The following is a 20,993-nucleotide window of genomic DNA, read 5'->3' as shown; positions in this document are numbered from 1 at the left end:
CAGTCCGTAGCTGGCCTCATAGCGGGTCGCTCTCCTCGTCCGGGTCGCCGTAGACGAGCGGGCCTGTGATGAGAGGAGCGCCGGTGTCGCGGCGTTCCAGCTCGGCCAGCTCGCCGGGGTCGGTGGTGATCAGCTCTGTCTCGGTCGGGGAGGCGATCACGTGGAAGGCGACGCGGCTGGCGGGTCCGGCGACCATGAGCGCCTCGCCGCGTTCAGCAGTGAGCAGGAACTGCCGCTCGCCCTCCGACAGGTCGAAGGCATCGCCAACGACCCCGATTGCCTGCGGCGCCTGGCGGAGGAGGATCTGGCCGGCCGCGTTGGCCACGATGGCCTGGCCGAGCTCGGTCCCGAGCAGGTCAGCAGCATCCTGGGTGACGACTGCAAGCCCGGCCCAGTGCTTGCGGGCGGCCTTGGCCATGCGGAACAGGAAGCGAGCGCCCTCGGCCTCTTTCATCAGCAGCCAGGCCTCGTCCACCACGACCAGGCGCTTCTTACGATCGCGAGGGTTGGCTACGCGGCGCCAGATGGCATCCAGGGCGAGCAGGGTGCCGACAGCCTTCAGTTCGTCGGGTAGGTCGCGGAGCGAGAAGACGATCAGGTGGCCGGTAGGTGTGGCGGTGGTCGGACCGTCGAACAGCTCCCGGTAGGAGCCGGAGACGTACGGGGCGAGCTGTGCGGCCAGCTCCGCACCCTGTTCACCGTTCTTCAGGGTGGTGACGAGGTCACCCAGCAGCGGGGCGGGTCTGCTCCAGCTGGCCGGGTCGCGGGTGATCCCGGCTGCCTGGTAGGTGGCGATGATCGCGGCGTCGAGCGCGGCTCGCAGCTGCGGGGCGAGCGGGGCGGTAAGCATAGTGGCGATCAGGGTCTGCAGGAAGAGAGCGCGCCGGGACAGGACGTCGTCGTGAGGCCCTTGGCTGGTGGGCAGGTCGAGCGGGTTCCAGCGCACTCCGGTGGCGCCGAGGCGCAGGTGCGTGCCGCCGACCGCGCGGGCCAGGCGGGCATATTCGTCTTCGGGGTCGACGACGGCGACTTCGATGCCTTGATAAAGCAGGCGCAGGGCTTCGAGCTTGGTGAAGAAACTCTTGCCGGCGCCGGAACGGGCCAGGGTGACGGAGTTGTGGTTGTCCTGGGCGAAGCGGTCCCAGACGACGATGCTGGAGCTGGAGGCGCTGAGCCCGTACAGGACGGCGCTGTCACTGGCGGGGGCGGCCAGGTCGGGCGAGGTGAACGGGAACGCGGCGGCCAGAGCGGTGGTGTCGAACGTGCGGGTCAGCTGCACCGCGTCCACGCCGAGGGGCAGGCTGGTCGCCCAGCCCTGCAGGGCCCGGAAGGTGGTCGGCTGGGCATCGAGGAGGAGCGAGGCAGCCAGAGCGTGGACGCGCTCGAGTTCGGCGTTGAGCTCTTCTTCATCGGTGGCGTGCACGGTGAGGTAGAGGCCGACCTTGAACAGCCGCCCGTGGCCTCGCGCCAGGCTGGCCGCCAGCTCGGTGGCGTCGTCGGTGGCGGCTTCGAGGGCGAAGTCCTGCAGGCGGCCATGCTGGGCGTCGGTCCGGCTGGACGACTCCAGCCGGGCGAGCTGGCGGCGTAGCCTCATCGCGGCGACCGCCTGCGGGATCGGCTCGATGTGCAGCGACACGTCGAGGCGACCGGGGTAAGTGAGCAAGGGTTCCAGCCAGCCCGCACCGACCTCACGCGGGTAGCCGACGACCGCGAAGGACGCGGCCATTCCTTCAGGGAAGGTCAGCACGCGAGCGCTGACCTGCAGAGCGGCCGGCTCCAGCAGCGTGGTTGGCCTAGACACGCCGTCGTGCCGGCGGTGGCGTCGTCTCATTGGCCCTCCTGGTCAGCAGCGGTGAGCACGTCGTCGGGCAGGGCTGCCGGTACGGGGTGCCAGCCGCCGGGGTCGAGGCATTCGGTGAGGACTCGATGTGCCGCTGGGGCGTCCAAGACGGTGGCGGAGATGCCGAGTGCCGCCATGGTGCGGGCGCTCTCGTCGGCGCGGCGCAGCACGACGGCGGCAGCGGCGTCACGCCTCGCGATGCGACGCCCGCGAGCCGGTCCCGGGTCGCGCAGCACGATGAGCACCTGCCGGGCCAGCAGCTCGCGAGAGTCATTCAGCTGCTGCAGGAACGCCGCATGCTCGGTGGCGCTACGAGCGAGCGCCGGGTGAGGCAGCTGATCGGCGCGCTGGAGGACTGTGCCGATCAGGGCGTCGAGCTCGAGCGGGCGAGCACGTACGAGGATCTGCACGGGTGCTTCAAGAGAGTTGAGCCAGCGGCCGAACGCGCCCACCAGACTCGCTTGTTCCGCGGTCGTGCGCAGATGGAAAGAGACGGTGGTGGTCTCCACGAGCACCGCCACCCCGCCTCCGGCCAGCTCCAAGGCCCCGTCGGTACGAATAGCGAGGACTGGCAGGCGAAGGGGCGCGGGCAGCTTGCCCCGCAGCCGGCACCACGCGGGCGGCTTCACCACCTCACCGGAGGCGGCGACCAGCCGCTTGGGGGCCCGGGCGAAGCGGAGGGCGGCCAGCGAGAAGCGATCGAGGCTCAGGCCCTCGCGGCGGCCGAGAGCCACCACCAGGCCGACAGCGAGCAACGGCAGCACGGGCCCCGCGAGGACCACCACGGGGAGCAGATCATGGAACAGGTAGTAGATGGCGGAGGCAAGGGCTCCGGTGGTAGCGACGATGATGATCTGCCGGAGCGTCAGCCCGTAAGCGATCTTGTCCGGCTGGGCGATATCGGCTGGGATGTGCGCGACCAGCGGCTCAGGCTCGTTCATGGTTCACTCCTCCTGCGCGGCACGCGGCGAGGTGGCGGATCGAGCCGTAGATGCAGCTGGCGGGGTCGGGCCGGGCGGGTGGGCATGCCCGGCAGCATGGGCTGGACCCAGGGCGCGCGCGGGCGGATCCATGGCCCGCTCGGCGCGGGCTGCAGGTCTGGTGCGGGTGGCCGTGGCACTCGGGTGACGGGAAACGGCAACGCCAGCTGGCGCCCGCGTGGACGCGAGGCAGCGGTCCGTGCCGGCGCGGGCGGCAGGTTGAGCGGTAGAGCGAGCTGCTGCGGTGCGCGGTTGCCACCCGCTGCGAAGGGGGAGCTCGGCGGAGTTTGGGCGGATGCGTTCACCGGCTGAGGTCCTCTCATGCTTGGCGGCCCGCTGCTGGGCCGAGGCGCGCTCGGACCTCGCCGTCCGGCCCGCCCTGGTCCGGACGCCGGCCCGGAGCGACGTGCTGCTCCAGCGCTCCTGGCAGCGGAACGGGTGGCCTTTCCCTTGCGCAGAGCGGCACTGGCCAGGCCGAAGCTCTTGTAGACGATCAGGGCCTTGATCAGGCGCTGGAGCAGTTGGGGCTGGGCGTGTTGCCAGACGGAACGGGCGACCCAGCCCGGAATCTTGATCAGGATGAACAGCAGGCCGATCAGCACCAGCGTGTCGATGGCGCGCATGACGATTGGCTTGGTCGCCGCCAGGACCGGCTGGTCGGGTGGGGTGGAGAAGGCGTCGGCGGAGTCGGTGAAGTACACCTTGAACGCCAGGATGAGCACCAGTGCTTGCAGCACCTGCATGATCAGGACACCGGTGAACGCGCGCCACCACAGCCGGGCGATGTGCTCGGTTTGCGGCAGCGCGTGGCAGAGCAGAGCCAGTGGCGCCGCGATGATCAGGAACAGCAGCAGGGCGACCCGCAGGATCGCGATGAAGGCCAGGATGAGGCCCATCACCACAGCGAGCCCGATCATCCAGATCAGGAACATCTGCGGGCTCTGAAGCTGGCCGACTGGATTGGCCAGCTTGTTGGCCAGCAGATCGCCGGCCCTCCGCCCGTCGACACCGTCGCCGAGCAGTGCGGCGACCAGGCCATTGGCGAGCTCGACGGCATGCTCGCAAAGGGTGAGCGAGGTGTTGAGCGTGATGGTGGCGACCACCAGACGCGGGACGATCTCCTGCGCGGTGGTGGAGGTCTGCACGCTGCCGTACGCCATCACGATCAATCCACCGGCCGGCACGAACAGCGCCAGCAGTGCGTTGGCCACCAGCCGCACGTGAGCCGAAAGCTCCTGGACCCGCTCCAGCATCGAGGGCGGTGGCGAGGACAGCAGGAGCGTTCCGACTGTCTGGAAGGCCGGCTGGATCGCCTCGGTCACGATCGTGCCGAACCAGCCGTTCAGCGCGTCATTGATCTTGCAGCCGAAATCGAGCCAGCCGCACTCGTCTGGTGCAGCTGATTGGTCTGGCGCTGGTGTGGAGGGCGGCGTGGTGGGACGAGGCTGAGGCGGCGGCGTCAGCACCGGGCCGGTGGATGAAGTCGTCGCAGGTTCTGGCGTCGGGGCCGGCTGCGAAGGCGCGGGCGGAGCGGGCTGTGGATTCGAGGTCGGTGAGGGCGCTGGCGGCGGACCCGGCGACGCCCACGCTGGGGCGCTCATCGCGGTCAGCGCGGCGCCGATGATTGTGAGCAGCTCCGCTATTACAAGAGCCACGTGACGTCGGCTCGCGACGGGTGGACGCGGCGGCTGGCGGGGCACTGTCAGGCTCCTACGATGCCCTCGAGGATGGTGACCAGCAGCGGCGCCAGGACGGCGATGCCGTAGCCGAGGGCCGCATAACGCAGGGTCTTCTTGGCCGCCTCCACCTCACCGGGGTCGCCTCCCGCCAGGATGTAGCGGACCCCGCCCACGGTCAGGAACAGAGTGGCCAGCGCGACCAGCAGGCCGACGATCACGTTGCGCAGGTTGTCTATCACCTGGTTGAGCGAGCCAGGTTCCTTTGGCTTAGCAGGCCCGACCCAGGCTGGAGCTGCGATGCCGGAGATGCGAGCGGCCTCGGCGAAGTGGGCGAGCGCCAGCTCGAGGAGCATGCCGAGCGTGGTGCCCGCGACGATGACGGCGGCGATGAGAAGGATCTTGCGAGGGGTGAAGCGGGAACGTGGAACCACTGCTGCCTCCCGGCAAGGCGTTGAGGATGCGTGCGACGGGTGGGTCAGGCAGCGCGGAGGCCCGGTCCCGGCCAGGGCCGGGTGGGCGTCCTCCTTCTGTGCGGTGCGGGGTGGCTGGTCCGGTGGTGACAGGAACCGGGTGGCCGGGTGCGGCCTGGCCGGACCGGTGCCGTCCGCGCTGCCTTTCACCTGCTAAAAGACCGGGTTCGAGTGCCGAGATCGGACATCGAGGCCCGTGGAATTTGCCCGATCATGACCGTGAGCTGTGGCGCGTGGCGCTGGCCGCCGTGCCGCCTGGCTCGGCGGTGCCGGATAGCTCTCCGCTGATCAGAGCCTGGCGGAGGCGTGCTTCGGCACGCTGCCGGCGCTTGAGCTCGGTGCAGTAGAGCAGGCCGCGGGCTCGGCAGTAGTCGGCCAGCGATGCGTTGTCCAGCCGGGTCAGTCCGATTAGCTCCGCTGCCTCAGCCGTGATGACGCCGGTCTCGACCGCGCGGGCGAGCAGCAGATCGGCGTGACCGGACGGATAGCGCAACGCCAGCTGGCCGTCGCTCATCTCGGGCTCGGAGAGCAGGTCGGGCTGATCGACGGCGTGGGCACGCAGGACGCCGAACTGCGTCAGCCGTGACAGCCGCAGCACCGGGTGGGACCAGGACAGCTCTACCCGGTACAACGCCTCCATGAAGCAGGCCAGCATCTCGGCCTCCAAGTCCTCATGCTCGGCGTTGATCATCTCGGTAAGGGTCTTGAGCAGGCGGCGCAGCATCGGCGCTGCCAGCGCGACGGCGGCGACCATCCAGGCGCCTCGGTGGGCGCGTGCTTGCTCGATCAGGTGGCGCCAGACTCCGTCCCGGGTGGTCCGATCGCAGCTGGGGTGCAGCAGGATGGTTCGCAGCTCGTCCAGATGGAGGGGGCGATCGGGTAGGCCGAGCCCGAGCGCGGCCCCGTCGACCGCCAGCGGCTGCGGCCCCTGCATGAGCAGCGTGAATGAATGCTCGACCTGGTTCAACGGACGCCGTTGGGCGGAAGCAGTCGAAGAGGCGTCCGAGGAGGAGGCTTCGTAGCTGTTCGAGACCGAGGAGGCTTCGGTGGTGGCAGGGGCGGTGGTCTGGGATCGGGCGTGGAACATGGCAGCTCCCAAAAGGCTGGGCGGTTCGGATGCTGCTCATGGCGCCAGAGACGGCGTACAGAAACGGGACGACTTTCGGACGGACTTCGGCTCAGGCAAAGATCATCTAAAGTCCGAGGGGACGCCGGAATTGGGATCTGACCTGCGCGAACGCCCTCGGCGCATCGTTGAAGGAGCCTGGAGGAGTACGGGTCGGGCACCGTCCACTCCGAGTCCGGAAAAGCGCCCACCTGCGTAAACATTGTGGACCGGGATCCCGGGCTTATAGATATGGCAAAGAGAGCCGGACGGTGACCGTCCCGCCACTCAACCCCGGGGCTACTGCCGCTTGCTCACCGTTTCAGAAGGGGCAAGGGTGGCCGACGACACGATCGTGCGCTGGGAGGGCAGCGGGCCATCGGGTTGCCTGCTGCCTCCCAGCATCTTGCCGTTCGGCGTCTTGCTCGCGTTGGCGCTGAACCGCTTCTTCTCGGTGCCGTGGTTCCCGCACGGCCTGATCATCCTCGGCTCGATATCCGTCATCGGCGTTGTGCTGTGGCCGGTGAACGACCGCAACGAGGTCACGGCGGCGGAGTTCACCCCGCTCCAGATGCGTCTGGCGAGTAGGGCCGCCGAAGGTGGCGGACTTGATCGAGGTGACGGTGGCTCATTCGGGCTACACCGATGAGGGCTACACGCATACATCGCTGCAGGGTGCTTGGTGCGACGGGAGGGAGATGATCGACGGGCTTCACGACGCCACGCTCGCTCCATCGCTCAGGCGACTCCTCCCGCCAGGCGTCGAGATCCGGCACGTGTGGGAGGAGCTGGAGAATCTCCCGTGAAGAACGCTCGAGGACCGTTCAGCGCGCATCGTTCGCCGTCAGGGGAAGCATCAGTGCCAGCCGATGCGGACAGGGGGCCGGCATGGACCGTACTTGTCCCCTTCGCACAGCTTGAACACGTCGATTCGGCTGAAGAAGGTGGTGTCGGTCCCGCAGCCCCATCGGGCACCGTTGGAGTCGACCACCGTCCAGATCTGCAGGTAGGAGGTGCCGTACACGGCGCGCACAGCTCGACCGTCGTTGCTCAAGTCGCAGACTTCGATGTGCTTGCGGTCAGCTGAGACGGTGACCGATCCCCAGCCGGCGTCATCGTTCCAACCGCCCGCCGAGTCAGCGGAGGCGGGGGAGGCGCAGAGCACAGCGGCGAGGGCGAAGACAAGTGCGCGGTGAATGTACATAGGGTCCCCCGTTCCGTTGAGGCGAATTCGAACGGAGCCACTGTGATCCCATTGCGCGCCTGAATCTCGCGGGTTGGACCCCCTGACAACATGGCTTGATCAACATTTGGCCGGCCTGCGAGGGCAGCTACGCCCTGAGGGATGTGGAGGTCTCCGAGCCGAGCCTGAGGGGCATCACCGCTCGCCCAGACCATGATCTTTCCGCCGGGCAATCCGCCGTTCTCCAGCTCAACTGGGGGTACGAACTGTGGCGGGTGACTGTCCGATTCTTGTCCCGAACGTGTCCAGAAGGGCTGTGACCTGCGAGAACTTCGGTAGTGGGGTGGTCGGCAAGGGAGCCGCTTTCTTATCTCCCTAACCAACCCCGTCCAGGAAACTCGGCATTCAGCACCAGGTAGTCGCGCGGGCGAATGCCCAGGCGATGAGGCATTTCCGCGGGCGCCGCCGACTGCCCGACGGAATCTTTGCCTGACCTCGTGTCTCAACTCGGCTCTCGGCAGCGGTATTTAGGTAGATGACAGGAACCAGGCGGCCCGGGTGACGGGCCACACCATCGTGACACCACCCCGACACGCCGACCGCGCCGCCGCCACCGGCCTCACCGCTCCTCGTCGAACAACTCGCGACGTTCACCAGAAGCAGCTGCCCTTGAGCGTCTGGTTGGCTGCGGCCGATGCCGAAATCCTTCCCGTCTGCCCAAGCGGTTGTTGTGTCCCGGTGAGCCAGTCCCTGGCCCGCCATCTCGTCACAGTCTGTACCCAAGTCGGCGATCTCGTGATCGACATGGACGCCGCCGACCACAACGTCATCTCCACCGCATTGACACTCGGTTGCCAGGCCACCGCCACTGTCACCAGTCCGCGCCTGGCCGGCGAAATCGGCAAGATGATTTCCACCTCTCACCCCTCTGCCGATCTGGAGGTGGCCGATCTGCGCGTCGTCCGCCCCGAATCCCTGCTCTCCGCCGTCAAGGACCTGACCGGAACCGCAGCCCTGGTTGTGCTCACCCATACCTGTCCAGCCCAGCACATGGGCCAGCCGCTCATGACGGCCCGGCTCATCGACGCGCCAGTACAGACGACGGTCGATCCAGCTGGATTGGCGGCGCTGCTGAAGCCAGGCGGTCACCTTGTTGTTGTGACCGGCCTGCACCGCGGTGAGCAGGACCTCATCGACCCAGCCCCAAGCTTGATCGCCGGTGTAAAGCGTTCCGGGCTGGCTTACATGCAGCACATCGTCGCTCTGCGGGTGCCCGTCCGCAGCGGGCAACTCGAACAGCCTCCGGAATGGGGCGCCCCAAGACCTGGCCCCACGAGGGCGGGGCTACCGGGCAGTGCTCGGGTGCACAGTGACGTGCTCATCTTCACCAAACCTCGCGCCGGTCGAGGCGCGCCGCATTCCGTAGTCGAGCCGCCTCGACGGACCCGCCACCAGCAGCAGACGGATGGTCCGGTAACGGGGGAGCGGTCTTGGATGGAGGGGGAGCTGTGATGACGTCGAACGCGTCGGTGTGGACGACGGGCCAGCAGCAGTCGCGTACTCAGAGGCTGGGCCGGTACCTGCCGGAATCGATGAAGCACCCGGGCAAGATGCTGCCGTCGATCGCAGCCCAGGTGATCGACGCCTACACCGAGCCTGGTGAGTTGGTCATCGATCCGATGTGCGGGATCGGCACCACTCTGGTCGAGGCCATTCACCTGGGCCGGCACGCGGCCGGAATGGAATACGAGGAGGATTGGGCGAAGCTTGCTGTGGCCAACCTCGCTCACGCCCGCCGCCAGGGCGCGACCGGGTTCGGCACGGTGATCGCCGGAGACGCGCGGGGTATCGCACGATTGCTGCCGGACCTGGTCGGCCGGGCGGCGCTGGTGCTGACCTCGCCGCCGTACGGGGCGGCCACGCACGGCCACATCCGCGCCACCCGCGACAGCGGTGAGCCAGGCATCCGGAAATGGAATCAGCGCTACTCCCGGGACAGGGCCAACCTGGCCCACCAGGGCCTGCCGGTGCTGCTGGACGGGTTCGCCCAGATCCTTTCCGGTTGCGGCGAACTGCTACGGCCCGGCGGTGTCGTCGCGGTGACGGTGCGTCCGTACCGGCACCGCGGGGAACTGGTCGACCTGCCTGGCCACGTGCAGAAGGTGGCTCAGCGCGCCGGTCTGAACTTCGCCGACCGGATCGTGTGCCTGCTGTGCGGGCTAGGCCGCGGCAAACTGCTGAACCGGGCGTCGTTCTTCCAGCTTTACGAGGCGCGTAAGGGCCGGGCTCGCGGCCTGCCCATCCACGCCACCGCTCACGAGGACCTGCTTATCTTCACCAAGCCTCGTTCGCTCAAGACCGCTTCCGCCATCCCCAAAGCTGCATGATCCAACTGAGAGGCTCATGTAGCGCGCTCGCAGCGTCTGGACCGCTTGCTAAAGGGCGCGTATGACCCGCGGCTTGTGGACAGTCCGCCCGCGACGGCCGATCACGAACTTGCCTTCCGCTCCCGTGCCCTACCAGCGCAGGGAGTGAAGCATCCCTGCGCCAATAGCTGGGGCGATTCAGCTAAGGCGCAGCTTTCCTACTACACGTTCGTCGCCAAGTAATGGGACTTGACGACCCGGTCGGAGGCGGTGGTCCATATCCCTGCCCCTGACGGTCTGGGACACCCGCTATGCGGGTGATCGCCTGCGGTACACGGCGGGCTTTCAGCTCGGCTGGCTGCTGAGCGCGCCTCCGCAGGCCTTCATCCAGTTCGTCCTGGTCAACAGCGCACGCGCCGGCCTGCTTCGTTGACCGCCGAGAAAGAGTGATCAAGGAGGTCCCGAACGTCGAGCCTGCACCGACTGCGCCTGCGTCGGCATCAAGGCCCACCGCGCCAACCACAGCGCCCTCGCCTGGCCACATCCGCCAAGACGTCCACCAGGCGAGGGCCATCCCACACCAGACCACTGGAGAGGACGGATCCCATCTTGCACGAGCTTTCCTGTTCCAGAGCCAAAACGAGAATGATCGACCGACTCAACGACCCCGATAGCGACGATTGGGGGGACCAGATCAAGCGGATTGGTGGCTCTCGCCGACCCGTTCACCGCCGTGGAATGGGCGTCCACCTCGGTCGCGCCTCAGGCAGGCTGCTGCACCGCGACGCCTCTATCCATAAGCCGGGCGGTGTAGTGCCCGGAATCCGGCCCGCCTTTCGCTGTCCGGCTGCGGGGAAGGGCCACTGCACCGCTGTCTGCCTTTCGACCCCGGGCGGTGGTCGATGATCAGGCGTGACGAGCTGCTGACCATTCCTCAGGTCCTCGAAGAACTGGGCGTGTCCCGCCGTACCTTCTACCGCTGGCGCCAGCTCGGCCGCGCACCGATCTGCGTTCAGCTCCCCAACCTCGAGCTCCGCGTCTGGCGGAGTGACCTCACAGCCTGGCTCGACTCCCGACGGGAGGCGGCGTGAAGACCACCTACTACGTGCAGCTCGGCCAGATCCAGCAGCGCACCAACCGCGGCACGCCTGCTTACATCGCGCGTTGGCGAGTGGCGAGCAAGGACAGGTCCAAGACCTTTCGAACCAGGGGACTGGCCAGCGCCTTCATGTCCGACCTGCGTCAGGCGATCAAGGTGGGGGAGGAGTTCGACATCACCACTGGTTTGCCGGTGTCGATGCTTGCGGCGAAGACATCGGGGCCGTCGTTCCTGGAGTTCGCTCAGGCGTATTTTCTCCGGCGGTGGAACACGCTGGCGGCCAGGACTCGCGAGACCGAAGCATACGCACTCCTGACGCTAATCCCTGCCCTGGTAGCCGACGTGCCGCGGTCTACTGCTGCGGAGGAACTACGCGAGGTTCTCAGGACTCACGTCCTCCTCCCCGAGAGCAGGCGAACTAGCCTTTCCCCGTCTCAAGCTGCGGCGTTGAGTTGGCTGGAGAGAGCGTCCCTTCCGCTGTCGGCACTGGGGGAGGCGAACATCCTTCGCACAGCTCTCGACGCCATCTCAATCACTTTCGCTGGTGGCCCGGCGGGGGCGAACTCGGTACGGCGAAAGCGCGCTGTCCTGCATCACCTCCTGGAGCACGCGGTAGAGCAGAAGTTGTTCGGCAGCAACCCGCTGGACGAAATCAAGTGGACTGCGCCAAAGGCCGTCACGGTCATCGATCCGCGTACGGTGGTTAACCCGGCCCAAGCGAGGCAACTTCTCGCCGCCGTCCCCAAGGTGGGGCGCAAACGCGGTCCCCGGCTCAAGGCCCTCTTCGCCTGTATCTACTACGCGGCGCTCAGGCCGGAGGAGGCGGCGGACCTGCGGCTGAGCAACTGTGCCCTGCCCGAGAAGGGCTGGGGCCAGATCGTCCTGGAGAGGGCACGACCCCAGGCAACAAAACGCTGGACCAACTCCGGCGAGACACACGAGTCCCGCAGCCTGAAGCACCGCGCGGACAAGGAGACGCGGGAGATCCCGATCCCGCCAGTCCTGGTCGCCATGCTCCGCGAGCACATCGCCGAGTACGGCACCGCAGAGGACGGGAGGATCTTCAGCACGGGCACCGGCGGTACCTACTCCAGTTCGGCACACTCCTACGTCTGGCAGGAGGCCCGCAAACTGGCGCTTACTCCGGAACAGGTCGCATCATCTCTGGCCGCGCGACCGTACGACCTCCGCCACGCGGCGGTCTCACTCTGGCTGAATGCGGGTGTTCCGGCTCCTGAGGTCGCGAAACGTGCCGGTCACAGCGTTGACGTGCTGCTGCGGGTCTACGCCAAGTGCATCGACGGCCAGCAAGAGCAGGTCAACAGCAAAATCAACAACGCCCTGGACCTATAAGCCGACATTTATCCATCTCCGGCCCTGGTTGTCCCGGGGCCGGTTCGCCTTGCACGGCTCTCTTTGCCGAGTCGTTCCCGCTGGACATGGTCGTGCTGCGGCACGCTGGCAGGCACGGGCAGTGAGTAGGGAGGATCATGCACAGAGATCAAGACCGCCCCAGCCCCTCCCCCGAAGAGTCCCGTCCGATGCGGCGCCCGCCGTACGGCATGCCGCTCCGGGGCCGGCCCCGGCTCCTCGCCGCATCCGACTCCTTCAGTTGGCGAAGGTACTCAACCCCAACTCCGCCAGAGCAAACACTGCTGCGAGATCGGGGCCGCCTGACTCGGTCGGCGCTCATCGCCGGCTTCCTGACCTGCGTAGGCTTCGGCATCTGGTCGACTACGTGGGACATTGACACGGCCTCACCTCGCACCAATGTTGCCTCGATGCCAACGCCCCGCCCCAGTGTTGCGGGGCAGCGGGTCGTGCTCACCTCGCCGACTTCGTCCACATATGTGCCCGCACCTCGGGAGGTGTCCTCGGCGACGCCCCAGACGTCGAAGGACGGGACGACAGCAGTCAAGAAGCGTCACCGAGGAGTAGGCCAGCCCGTGCTACGTCGGCGGCAGGAGAACGTTCAGAGGCCCTTGCCCAAGGCCACCACGGTCGCTGTTATTGGGCCATGTAAGGCCAGGAGCAAGAAGTCGGAAGAGCATACTCCAAAAACATCCCCGTTGATCGCTGCGAAGTGTGATGACGTGTTTCCGCCGTCCCGTCCGGAGTTTCGAATTCGGAATCGTGTCTGTCACCAGATGCTGGGCTGATTATCGGGGCCAGCCCCGTCTTGCCAGCTGGACGGCTCACCGGCGGTTTCAGGGATGGGCGGGCTGGCTCGCTCGACCGCGCGAGGCACATCACGACGCAAGGCGCAACTCGAAGTCGGGTACGTACAAGGCGGGGTTTAGAAGCTCGCTGGCGGGAATTCCCGCCCGATAGGCCTTGGTGAGAATCCGATTCATTTGTCCCCTCACATAAGCCATGTCCGGCTCGGGGTCATTGATGCGGGTAAATCCCGCGGCTTGACGATCGTCGGTCCACACATGTCCCAGCAATCTTCCATGTCGATCGTGCACCGCGGCCCGCCGTACCGGGCCGGTGGCCTTGAAATCGTAGGAGTCGTTCTCCGAGACGAACCTGGCGGTGACGTCGTGGAAACGAGGATTCGGGGTGTCAGTCATCGAAGGGCCCTTTCCAACCGGTGTCAGCGTCCATGGATGGTCGGGCGTCCCAATCGGGTGGCTTGGTCCAGCCATCCGGTACGACGTCCGCTTCCATGTACCAATGGCCGTCCTTACGGTACACATCGCGTACGACGTACGACGTGCCGCGGCGTAAGAGGATCTCCCGTTCGCCGGTCAGCTTGGTGATCGGGAACATGTTGAGCGCTTCGTGTCCCTTGGGTACCCGTAACATCACGCGGAGGTCTCCGTCGAAACCAGCTCTCCGGCCTACACTCGTGCTCAAGTATCCCGGTTCGGTGATGACGCGGCCTGCCAGCCCCTCCATTTCGGCGGGTGAGTTGATATCGACCCCCAGCGACTCCAAGAACTTTTTGCCCACGCCTCTGTGCAGGACCACGTCGGATGGCAGATGAGACTTGGCGATCGCCCGGTCCATGGCGGCGATCTCGTCGGCGACCTTGGGAGACCAGACAACACCGGGATCAGCGTCCTTTGCCCGCAGGGCCGGGTTGATCTCCATGTAACCGGGGCCGCCGTAGAACTCTAATGCGCGCATCTCCTCGTCGGTCAGGTCCGGCAGCGGCAGGTTGTCCCGCGCCCATGCGCGCCCTTCGGCGTTGCTGCTGTGCCGTACGGCATCGTCAAGAGGATTGGCGCCGGTCACTGTTGGCTTGTTGTTCAAGGCAGCCATTGGGCCGCCGGGGAGGTGGTCTTCGATGCTCCGCCCGAGCTTGTAGGGCATGAGGGATTCCGAAGGCTTGGGGCGGATCACGCTTTTGGCGGCCTTGCCCAGTGCTCCCAGGGCTCGGGTGGTGCCGGAGGCTGCGCCGCCGGAGCCGGCCGTTACGACGGATGTCACGATGTCCGGGAGGAGGCGGCCGAACGCCCGCTCGGGGTTGGAGGCCCAGGTATCCCAGTCCAGCACCGACTTGGCGAACTCGGCCGGGTTCTTGATGCCGTAGGCCAGGGCTTGGGACAGGTCGTTGACGTTGCGTTGCCACCCCATGTGGTCGACGACCATCCGGACGGGGGAGTAATCGATCGCCAGCTTCCCCAGGCCGGCCAGGCTCTCCACGGTGCCTTTGGCTGTTTCCGTCATCGGGTTGCCGGAGTTCAGGTTCGGGTCGAAGGTGGCCTGGATCTGCTGGCCGATGCGGTCCCAGAAGCCGCCTGTGGTGGGCAGGACCGCTCCGGGGGCGAAAAGAGAGTCGTCGACCGAGATCGGCGGCTTGCCAGCGCCGAAGAGCTCCGGCTTGTCCAGCTCCATGCGCTCCAGAAGCAGCAACCGCTTATTGATCTCCGGGCCCTGGGTGCCAGCCCACGCCGCTACTCGACGGATCGTGTCGGCCGAGGCAGGCGACAGCAAAGCCCCGCGCAGCAAGGTCCATAACTCCTCGCCGATGGAGTCCAGCGACGATTCGGCCTGGCGCAGTGCGTCCTTCAGGCTGCGGACTCCCTCAGGGACCATGCCCTCCAACTGACCCATGGCCTAGCCAGGGCTGTCCGCCGGCGTACGGGCTAACAACGCCCGGAGTTCTTCTACGGCACCGGCGCACGCCCCGATGAGGGCTTGGCGCTGAGCGGTCAGTTCGTCGGCGAAGCGCTGTGCTGCCGGGCCGGTCCAGACGTTCTGCGCCATGAGCGCGATCGAGCGATCGAGACCGGGTCTAGCTTGATCGGTGAGTTGCTCGGCTCGACGTAAGGCTTGTTCCACTTGCTCCCGGGTCATACGCGACTCCTTCGGGTGCGACGGTCAAGCTTGGGACCAAGGCGTGAGGCCATTGGACTGCGCTCTACCTACCGCAGCAACCGAATCGCCGGGATTGGTCTGAAGTGTCGGATGGTGTAACGGTGGGCAGCGACCGTCGTTCCACGGAAGGCTCCAGCCGACGTACTGCGCTGGGGGCAGAGCAACGCTGCCCGCTGTTCTATTTGGGCCCACTCTGCGCCTTCGGTGGATCTTGAGGGTTGCGTAAGGAAGCCCTGCTAAGGGGGCGGACTTGCTCACATTGGCGGTTGGGTGAGTGCCTGCGACATGTCCACCAGGCGTGTGACTGCTCGGGCAGCGTGGCGGAGATCAGGAATGGTGGTGGTGAGCATCCCCTGCCACTGTGGCGCCAAGTTAAGTATGGTTCGCTCCCTGTTCCTCCAATGCGCCTTCAGATGGCATATTCCGTTGTGTGATTAGTTTTGCCGGTTGCTAAGACCAGGAAACTGTCAGGCTTGCGTCCGGCCTTGTCCGGCTAGAGTGTGGCGGTCTTCTCTTCCTAGGCTCCCTGGGTTCTCCTGGGCTCACGTCAATGAAGGGAGATCGGCATGGCCCCAGTAGTTGGAAGCGAAAAGGTCGGGAATGCCGCCGATTTCTGCGAGAGCGGCCATGGCGACGTAACCGGCAGCGTTTGCCACTTCCCGGCCAGCTCCGGCTGCCTGTCCGCAAGCTGGGCCTTCCACGGCGAAAATCTCCGGAACCCCACGCGGACTGTCAGTGCGGGCAAGGATGACCGCGATTTTCCGAAGCCTGCTCTCATCCCCGATGAGGGGAACAACCATACCTGCATCCACCAACGTCCCACGTCGAAGCAGGGGCAAAACGGCACCCATCGGGGAATTATCAAGAAGTACGGCAAGAGCCAGCAGTACTGCCAGCGTCACCGTTGCTGTGATTCATTCTGTGTCCGGGCCGACGATACGCTCGCCGAGTTCTTCGAAGAGCGGAGGATTATCCATAAACCGTCTATTGGCGCCTGCTTGGCGAAGGGCACCCACGCCCTGTGTATCTACGGTGCCATCGATCTTACGACGCCGGATGGCCGAGGTTTGCCGATCGACATCACGAATATCGATAACTTCTGCCGCAACAGCACGGTCACCAAGTTTCTGCCTCGCGTGGCGGTGTAATCATGAGCGCGATGTGTATCCTCGACGACTACATCGAATCCGCAAACTACGACAGCGATCTTGCTGCTGTGCGGTCACTCTGGCAAGTGCCCCTGATCGCGGAGACTGCGGGTGTCCTGGTGTTCCTGACTTATCTAGCCTTGCCTGTGCTTCTCGCCGTACAGGGTGACAGCGGCACGATGGCCCGCTCCACCCTGGATGGTCGTACCGAGCGCCGCTTCTTGCTCAGATTGCTTGGCCTTACTGAAGAGCCCGCATGGTGCGACGGTATCCGTAATCCCCGTGTACGCGCCCTTGCCTGCGATCTTGCGGCAAGGCATGTCCGCCTCCCTGGGATGCATGCCAGCTACCTACGCTTCATAGGCGGGATGATTGCGCTGGCGCCATCGCTGGTCACTGGCAGGCAACCAACGGCTGCCTCTAGTAGTTGGCGGTACGTCACCCATGCCATGAGCGTGCTTCACGCGCCGCTCGATGATCCGCCAGCCGAGCTAGCACGATGCGCCGCCTTCGTGAGTCGGTACGCGAGTCCGTCGGATGCGGGCACCGTCATGGCGCGTGAGCTGGCTGTGCGCCACACCCGACACGTCAGCGCCGCGATCCCGGCGCTGTTCCCCGAGTCCCGATCCGCGGTACTGCTAATGCTGCAAGGAGTCTAAACGTGTATGCCGCACTAAGTGACCGCTACGCAGAGGATCTCACGGCGATGGAGCACTTGGTCGCCGAAGTAATCGCTCATTCACCTTTGGCTGATCTCCCTGAGTTGGAGAAGCTAGTCCGCCACCAGCTTGACGGTGAGGGCAAGCAACTGCGGCCATTGCTGTCGCTCGCTGTGGCTGACCTAACCGGCGATTCGCGTGCGCGGGTCCATCCAGTCGCTGCAGCTGTGGAGCTGTACCATCGCGCGTCACTGATTCTCGACGACATCCAGGACAATTCCGACTTCCGCCGTGGTGTGCGGACACTCCATACGACCGTGGGTGTCGGCATGGCGTTCAATGTGGCCGGAATCATCCGCTCGATGTCTTATCACGTCGTAGACCGCTCCCCAGAACTTCGCGCGGAGGACAAACTGCGGATCCATCGCCGCCTGGACAGTACCGCCATCTGCCTGTACATAGGGCAGTCCATCGACCTCGGCTGGCACGAGGGCTGGTATCCCACGTACGAGGTTTTCCCGTATGACCAGATGATCGCCCACAAGACGGGCGCACTCTTTGGGTGCGCTGCCTGGATTGGAGCCTGCGCGGCGGGCGGCGACCCTCGGTTGGCAGAGTCGTTTGGCACTCACGCGGGAATCCTTTACCAGCTCTTTGATGACTTCGACGACGTTTTCGCCAGGGACGGGGACGTGCACAGCGACTCACAGGACCTTCGCGGCCAAAAGCCCACTGCGCCCATTCTGACCCTGCTCACCGTGCTCGCGGAAACCGGCAACGCACGGGACATTCAGCGGCTCACACATTGGCTCTCTGGCATGCATGGGCAGGCCGATGATGACACTACGTGGATAGTACGGCTGCTGGCAGAACACGGTGTGGCCGAACGACTTCAGCGACGGCTCAGCCAGATGGCGGAGAGACTCCTGGAGCAAGCCCACAACCTGGCGGCCGGTGGGCACATTCCTGGCGAGGTGCCAGGAATAGAGCTGCTGGCCCGAGCGGTTGGACGCACATGAGCCGCGAGCCCGAACTATGGGGCTGGGGCGAGGGGGTCCGGCTTGCGACGCGATCTATTCCTTTCGCTGCGTACTTTGCCAAGCATCTAGCGCTCCGGCCTTACCGGAGGGGCCTTTCCTCGGCGGCGCCCGGCGGGCGAGTGCAAGTCCGGCTGCGCGCGGCAATTTACGACGCTACGCTCAACCTCTTCCTGGACAGCTACGCCGAGCTCGCCGAGCACGCCTTGCGAACAGAGACTGGCCCCCTCGTAGTCCGTTTGAACAGGCTGATCAGTGCGTTCGACGACAAGTACGAAGAGCGTCTGGCGAGCGGCGCCTCCCTTGACTTCAAAGCAGTCTTTGCCGAAGCCGAGGTTCAAGAACGGCTGACCGTGCTGAGCGAGTTTCTACGTCCGCACCGTGAAAGGCACGCCATCAGGGATCTATTGCTAACCAGGACCTCCGCTCAGTACCCGCGCTATGTCGAGATCACCACCCAGGAGACGACTAGCCGTACGGTGATTGCGGATCTGGAGAGCATCGTCCTGGACTCTGCTGGCTTCGCAAAAGTCTTCGCCGAGGTAGTAGGCGTCTTCCACGGTAAGCCGCCGCACGAACGGATACTCGCTCAGTTCTCCCATATGGGTATCATCGCTAAGCTAACCGATGATATTGTCGATTTCTGGGATGATCTAGCCAATGGGCGGCTAAACGTCCTCCATGGGCTGCTTCGCGAGAACGCAGCGGAGCATGAACGGGTCATGGCCTGCGCGGCTACCCGGAGGGCAGCCGGCTTGAGATGGTGGCGAACAACCTGCCCGATTAGCTTCGAACGGCATTGCGATCTGTTGCGTGAGCAGCGGCGATGTGTTACCTCGCGGCCGCTACAGCTCGCGTGCGACCTCATGCTGGTGCCTGTTGCGCTGCGTAGGCCTGTGCTCCACACCGTCCCTGTGGGCCTGAGGATATGATGCAATGCGAAACCCGATCGCCTATCACGTGGCGCGGAATCTCTTCCCCGGTCCGGCGATCAGGCTTGCCTTCGGGCCTCAGGTCATCGACCGTGAGCTGCTACCGCGTGATGGACCGGCGATCATTGCAGCAAACCATCTGTCGTTCTGGGATCCAGTGCTAATCCAGTTGGCGACCCGCCAGCGGATTGTATTCGCGGCCAAGCGAGAGTACTTCAGCGGACCGTCTGCCATAGGCGCGTTTCTGCGTGCAGCGGGCATGGTCCCGGTCGACCGACGCGGCGGGCCAGACGCGGAGCATGCCTTGGACATCCTCCTTGCCGTCTTGCGACGCGGCGGCCTGGTCGGCATCTTCCCAGAAGGTACCCGCTCACGCGACGGCAAGCTGCATCGGGGGCGCACCGGCGTAGGCCGTCTACACCTGCGCAGTGGTGCGCCCATAGTGCCCATTGCTGTGCTAAACACCGATGAGATCCAAGCTGCCGTGCGGAGATACCCGGCGATCAAACGGGCGACGTTGCGTTGCGGACCGTCGATGACCTTCGGCCACGTCCTCGATGCGGCACCGGAGCCGGTAGCCGCGCGGATCATCACCGACGAAGTAATGTGCGCACTGCAACGCCTTTCCGGCAGGCCATACGTGGACGAGTACGGAACGTGGCTGCGACTGGGAGATGACCAGTGAGGACGATCTGGACCGTAGTCAGAAAGGCGCTAGAGCCCGCGCCGCCGGGGCAGGCGTTGCGCGCCTGTATGGCGCTGCGACGCTGGGGTCTGGGACCAGTGGGATGCCTGAGGGCAGCGGCTGCACTCACCCCCATGAGGCCGGCAATCATTGAACGGCGAGGTGTGATCTCCTATAAAGCCCTGCTCGGCCAGTGCGACTCGGTGGCGGTTCAGTTGAACGGCCTTTCCCATCGGGGCAGGCTAGGCGTGCTGTGCGGGCAGGGCCGTGAAGCAGTTGTGGCGCTGGTATCCGCGCTCACTGTAGGGGCCGATGCCGTCCTGCTAGACACGCGACTGCCGGACCTGCAGCTGAGAGAGTTGATGTCCACCCAGAACATCGGAGTGGTGCTGCATGACGCGGAATCCATTCGGCCCGACCTCATGAAGTCCGATGACACACTATGGATGGACGTGACAAAGCTAGTTCCCCTGTCTAGCCCGCCCCCGCCACCGCCCATACGTCGAGGACAGATAATCGTCCTGACGGCTGGGACTACGGGATTGCCCAAGGGCGCCATTCGTCCGGCTCGGATGAGCCTGGCCGCGTTCGCCAGTCCGCTCTCCCGGCTGCCGCTGCGCGCTGGCGATCGTGTCGCTATCGCTACCCCGCTTTGCCATACCTGGGGCCATAGCGCGCTCCACGCCTGCCTTGCGCTGCGCGCCACGATCGTGCTCCCGCCGTACCACCCGGCCGATCTCTTGGACACTTTGGTATCCCACCGGTGCACCGCGCTAGTCACCGTACCGGTGACCTTGCTACGCCTCCTGGAGATCCCCGCCGCGACTACCGACCTGCGCGTAGTGGCTGTGGGAGGCTCGGCTCTGCCCGTGGGGTTGCCAGCCGCGTTTATGGACGCCTATGGCGACATTCTCTATAACGTGTACGGCTCTAGTGAGGCATCGTGTATCTCGATTGCCACTCCGCGTGATCTTCGCCGCGCACCGACGACTGCAGGACGGTCGTTGCCTGGGACGCAGGTGGCTGTGCTCGGCCAGGACGGCATTCCGGTGGCGCCCGGCGAGATCGGAGAGATCTTCGCCGCTACCGGTATGCCGTTCTCCGGCTATACCACGGGGCAGCATGGGAGGTTGACCCAAAGTAGTCTCCTAGCCACTGGCGATCTTGGCCACTTTGCTCAGGATGGCACACTGCATGTTGACGGGCGCAAAGACGACATGATCATATCCGGCGGGCAGAACATCTACCCCGCCCCAGTGGTGCGGCTGATCGAGGCGTTGCCTCAGGTCCGCGAGGTGGCAGTGATAGGCGTTCCGGACAAGATATACGGTCAGAGCTTCCGCGCCTACGTTGCCCTCCGCCCAGGCCAGGTGCTCGATGCCGACACAGTGAGCTCTTTCCATCGTGACGGCACTGGTCAGTGTGCTTGCTCGCTGAAGTTGGCAGTTACACACGCAAAATGTCATGAAGCCGGCAAACGATCG

General features: G+C 65.5%; 20 protein-coding genes. 11 read left to right on the top strand and 9 right to left on the bottom strand.

Going from position 1 to position 20,993, the window contains the following annotated elements:
• Positions 1-16: 16 nt before the first annotated feature.
• The 5 genes from AB0H84_RS51985 to AB0H84_RS51965 form a co-directional block, all read right to left on the bottom strand.
• Positions 17-1,831 carry an ATP-binding protein gene (locus tag AB0H84_RS51985; protein WP_357621790.1) on the bottom strand — a complete coding sequence of 605 codons (1,815 nt, stop codon included), beginning with the start codon at positions 1,829-1,831 and terminating at the stop codon, positions 17-19.
• On the bottom strand, positions 1,828-2,781 hold the full coding sequence (locus AB0H84_RS51980) for a PrgI family protein (RefSeq protein ID WP_357621787.1): 954 nt from the start codon (positions 2,779-2,781) through the stop codon (positions 1,828-1,830). The genes AB0H84_RS51985 and AB0H84_RS51980 overlap by 4 nt, the downstream gene beginning before the upstream one ends.
• The gene (locus tag AB0H84_RS51975; protein WP_357621784.1) at positions 2,778-4,286 is read right to left on the bottom strand and encodes a hypothetical protein; all 1,509 of its coding nucleotides are present in this window, start codon (positions 4,284-4,286) and stop codon (positions 2,778-2,780) included. The genes AB0H84_RS51980 and AB0H84_RS51975 overlap by 4 nt, the downstream gene beginning before the upstream one ends.
• A 236-nt stretch (positions 4,287-4,522) precedes the next feature.
• Complete coding sequence (locus tag AB0H84_RS51970; protein ID WP_357621782.1) at positions 4,523-4,930, bottom strand: pilin; 408 nt, start codon at positions 4,928-4,930, stop codon at positions 4,523-4,525.
• Between the two features lie 250 nt (positions 4,931-5,180).
• Entirely contained in the window at positions 5,181-6,056 is an 876-nt protein-coding gene (locus AB0H84_RS51965) for a hypothetical protein (RefSeq protein ID WP_357621780.1), read from the bottom strand.
• A gap of 355 nt (positions 6,057-6,411) precedes the next feature.
• On the opposite strand from AB0H84_RS51965, the gene AB0H84_RS51960 reads away from it, so the two are divergent.
• The gene (locus AB0H84_RS51960; RefSeq protein WP_357621777.1) at positions 6,412-6,723 is read left to right on the top strand and encodes a hypothetical protein; all 312 of its coding nucleotides are present in this window, start codon (positions 6,412-6,414) and stop codon (positions 6,721-6,723) included.
• Positions 6,724-6,930: 207 nt separating this feature from the next.
• On the opposite strand, the gene AB0H84_RS51955 is transcribed toward AB0H84_RS51960, so the two are convergent.
• Positions 6,931-7,278, bottom strand: coding sequence for a hypothetical protein (locus AB0H84_RS51955; protein WP_357621775.1), 348 nt, complete (start codon positions 7,276-7,278; stop codon positions 6,931-6,933).
• Between the two features lie 648 nt (positions 7,279-7,926).
• Here AB0H84_RS51955 and AB0H84_RS51950 point away from each other — a divergent pair.
• The 4 genes from AB0H84_RS51950 (at position 7,927) to AB0H84_RS51935 (ending at position 12,075) form a co-directional block, all read left to right on the top strand.
• Positions 7,927-8,769, top strand: a complete 843-nt coding sequence (locus tag AB0H84_RS51950; protein WP_357621772.1) for a hypothetical protein — start codon at positions 7,927-7,929, stop codon at positions 8,767-8,769.
• Positions 8,769-9,644: a DNA methyltransferase gene (locus tag AB0H84_RS51945; protein WP_357621770.1), complete on the top strand. Its 876-nt coding sequence runs from the start codon at positions 8,769-8,771 to the stop codon at positions 9,642-9,644. Before AB0H84_RS51950 ends, AB0H84_RS51945 begins: the two co-directional genes overlap by 1 nt.
• Before the next feature lie 881 nt (positions 9,645-10,525).
• Positions 10,526-10,714 (top strand): helix-turn-helix domain-containing protein, encoded by a 189-nt coding sequence (locus AB0H84_RS51940; protein ID WP_175594775.1) that lies wholly within the window; start codon positions 10,526-10,528, stop codon positions 10,712-10,714.
• Positions 10,711-12,075, top strand: coding sequence for a tyrosine-type recombinase/integrase (locus AB0H84_RS51935; RefSeq protein WP_357621767.1), 1,365 nt, complete (start codon positions 10,711-10,713; stop codon positions 12,073-12,075). The genes AB0H84_RS51940 and AB0H84_RS51935 overlap by 4 nt, the downstream gene beginning before the upstream one ends.
• 896 nt (positions 12,076-12,971) lie before the next feature.
• Here the strand turns inward: AB0H84_RS51935 and AB0H84_RS51930 are convergent.
• From AB0H84_RS51930 to AB0H84_RS51920, 3 genes are read right to left on the bottom strand one after another with little or no spacing between them, the layout of a single operon-like run.
• Positions 12,972-13,295 carry a hypothetical protein gene (locus tag AB0H84_RS51930; protein ID WP_357621765.1) on the bottom strand — a complete coding sequence of 108 codons (324 nt, stop codon included), beginning with the start codon at positions 13,293-13,295 and terminating at the stop codon, positions 12,972-12,974.
• Positions 13,288-14,784 (bottom strand): ADP-ribosyltransferase, encoded by a 1,497-nt coding sequence (locus tag AB0H84_RS51925; RefSeq protein ID WP_357621762.1) that lies wholly within the window; start codon positions 14,782-14,784, stop codon positions 13,288-13,290. Before AB0H84_RS51925 ends, AB0H84_RS51930 begins: the two co-directional genes overlap by 8 nt.
• Before the next feature lie 3 nt (positions 14,785-14,787).
• A complete protein-coding gene (locus AB0H84_RS51920) occupies positions 14,788-15,027 on the bottom strand; it encodes a hypothetical protein (protein ID WP_357621759.1) in 240 nt (79 codons plus the stop codon).
• A 587-nt stretch (positions 15,028-15,614) separates the two neighbouring features.
• Here AB0H84_RS51920 and AB0H84_RS51915 point away from each other — a divergent pair.
• From AB0H84_RS51915 to AB0H84_RS51890, 6 genes are all read left to right on the top strand, one after another.
• A complete protein-coding gene (locus tag AB0H84_RS51915; RefSeq protein WP_357621757.1) occupies positions 15,615-16,196 on the top strand; it encodes a hypothetical protein in 582 nt (193 codons plus the stop codon).
• 11 nt (positions 16,197-16,207) lie between these two features.
• A complete protein-coding gene (locus tag AB0H84_RS51910) occupies positions 16,208-16,855 on the top strand; it encodes a hypothetical protein (RefSeq protein ID WP_357621754.1) in 648 nt (215 codons plus the stop codon).
• Between the two features lie 2 nt (positions 16,856-16,857).
• Positions 16,858-17,874: a polyprenyl synthetase family protein gene (locus AB0H84_RS51905; RefSeq protein ID WP_357621751.1), complete on the top strand. Its 1,017-nt coding sequence runs from the start codon at positions 16,858-16,860 to the stop codon at positions 17,872-17,874.
• A gap of 140 nt (positions 17,875-18,014) precedes the next feature.
• On the top strand, positions 18,015-18,824 hold the full coding sequence (locus AB0H84_RS51900; protein WP_357621749.1) for a hypothetical protein: 810 nt from the start codon (positions 18,015-18,017) through the stop codon (positions 18,822-18,824).
• A 4-nt stretch (positions 18,825-18,828) separates the two neighbouring features.
• Positions 18,829-19,509: a lysophospholipid acyltransferase family protein gene (locus tag AB0H84_RS51895; protein WP_357621746.1), complete on the top strand. Its 681-nt coding sequence runs from the start codon at positions 18,829-18,831 to the stop codon at positions 19,507-19,509.
• Positions 19,510-19,577: 68 nt separating this feature from the next.
• A partial coding sequence (locus AB0H84_RS51890; protein ID WP_357621823.1) for an AMP-binding protein occupies positions 19,578-20,993 on the top strand: 1,416 nt, incomplete at its 3' end.

Origin of the sequence: Nonomuraea sp. NPDC050786 (assembly GCF_040654115.1) — a bacterium.
Lineage (GTDB): Bacteria > Actinomycetota > Actinomycetes > Streptosporangiales > Streptosporangiaceae > Nonomuraea.
Note: the sequence above shows the minus strand (reverse complement) of the source record. Positions and strands in the feature narration are given on the sequence as shown.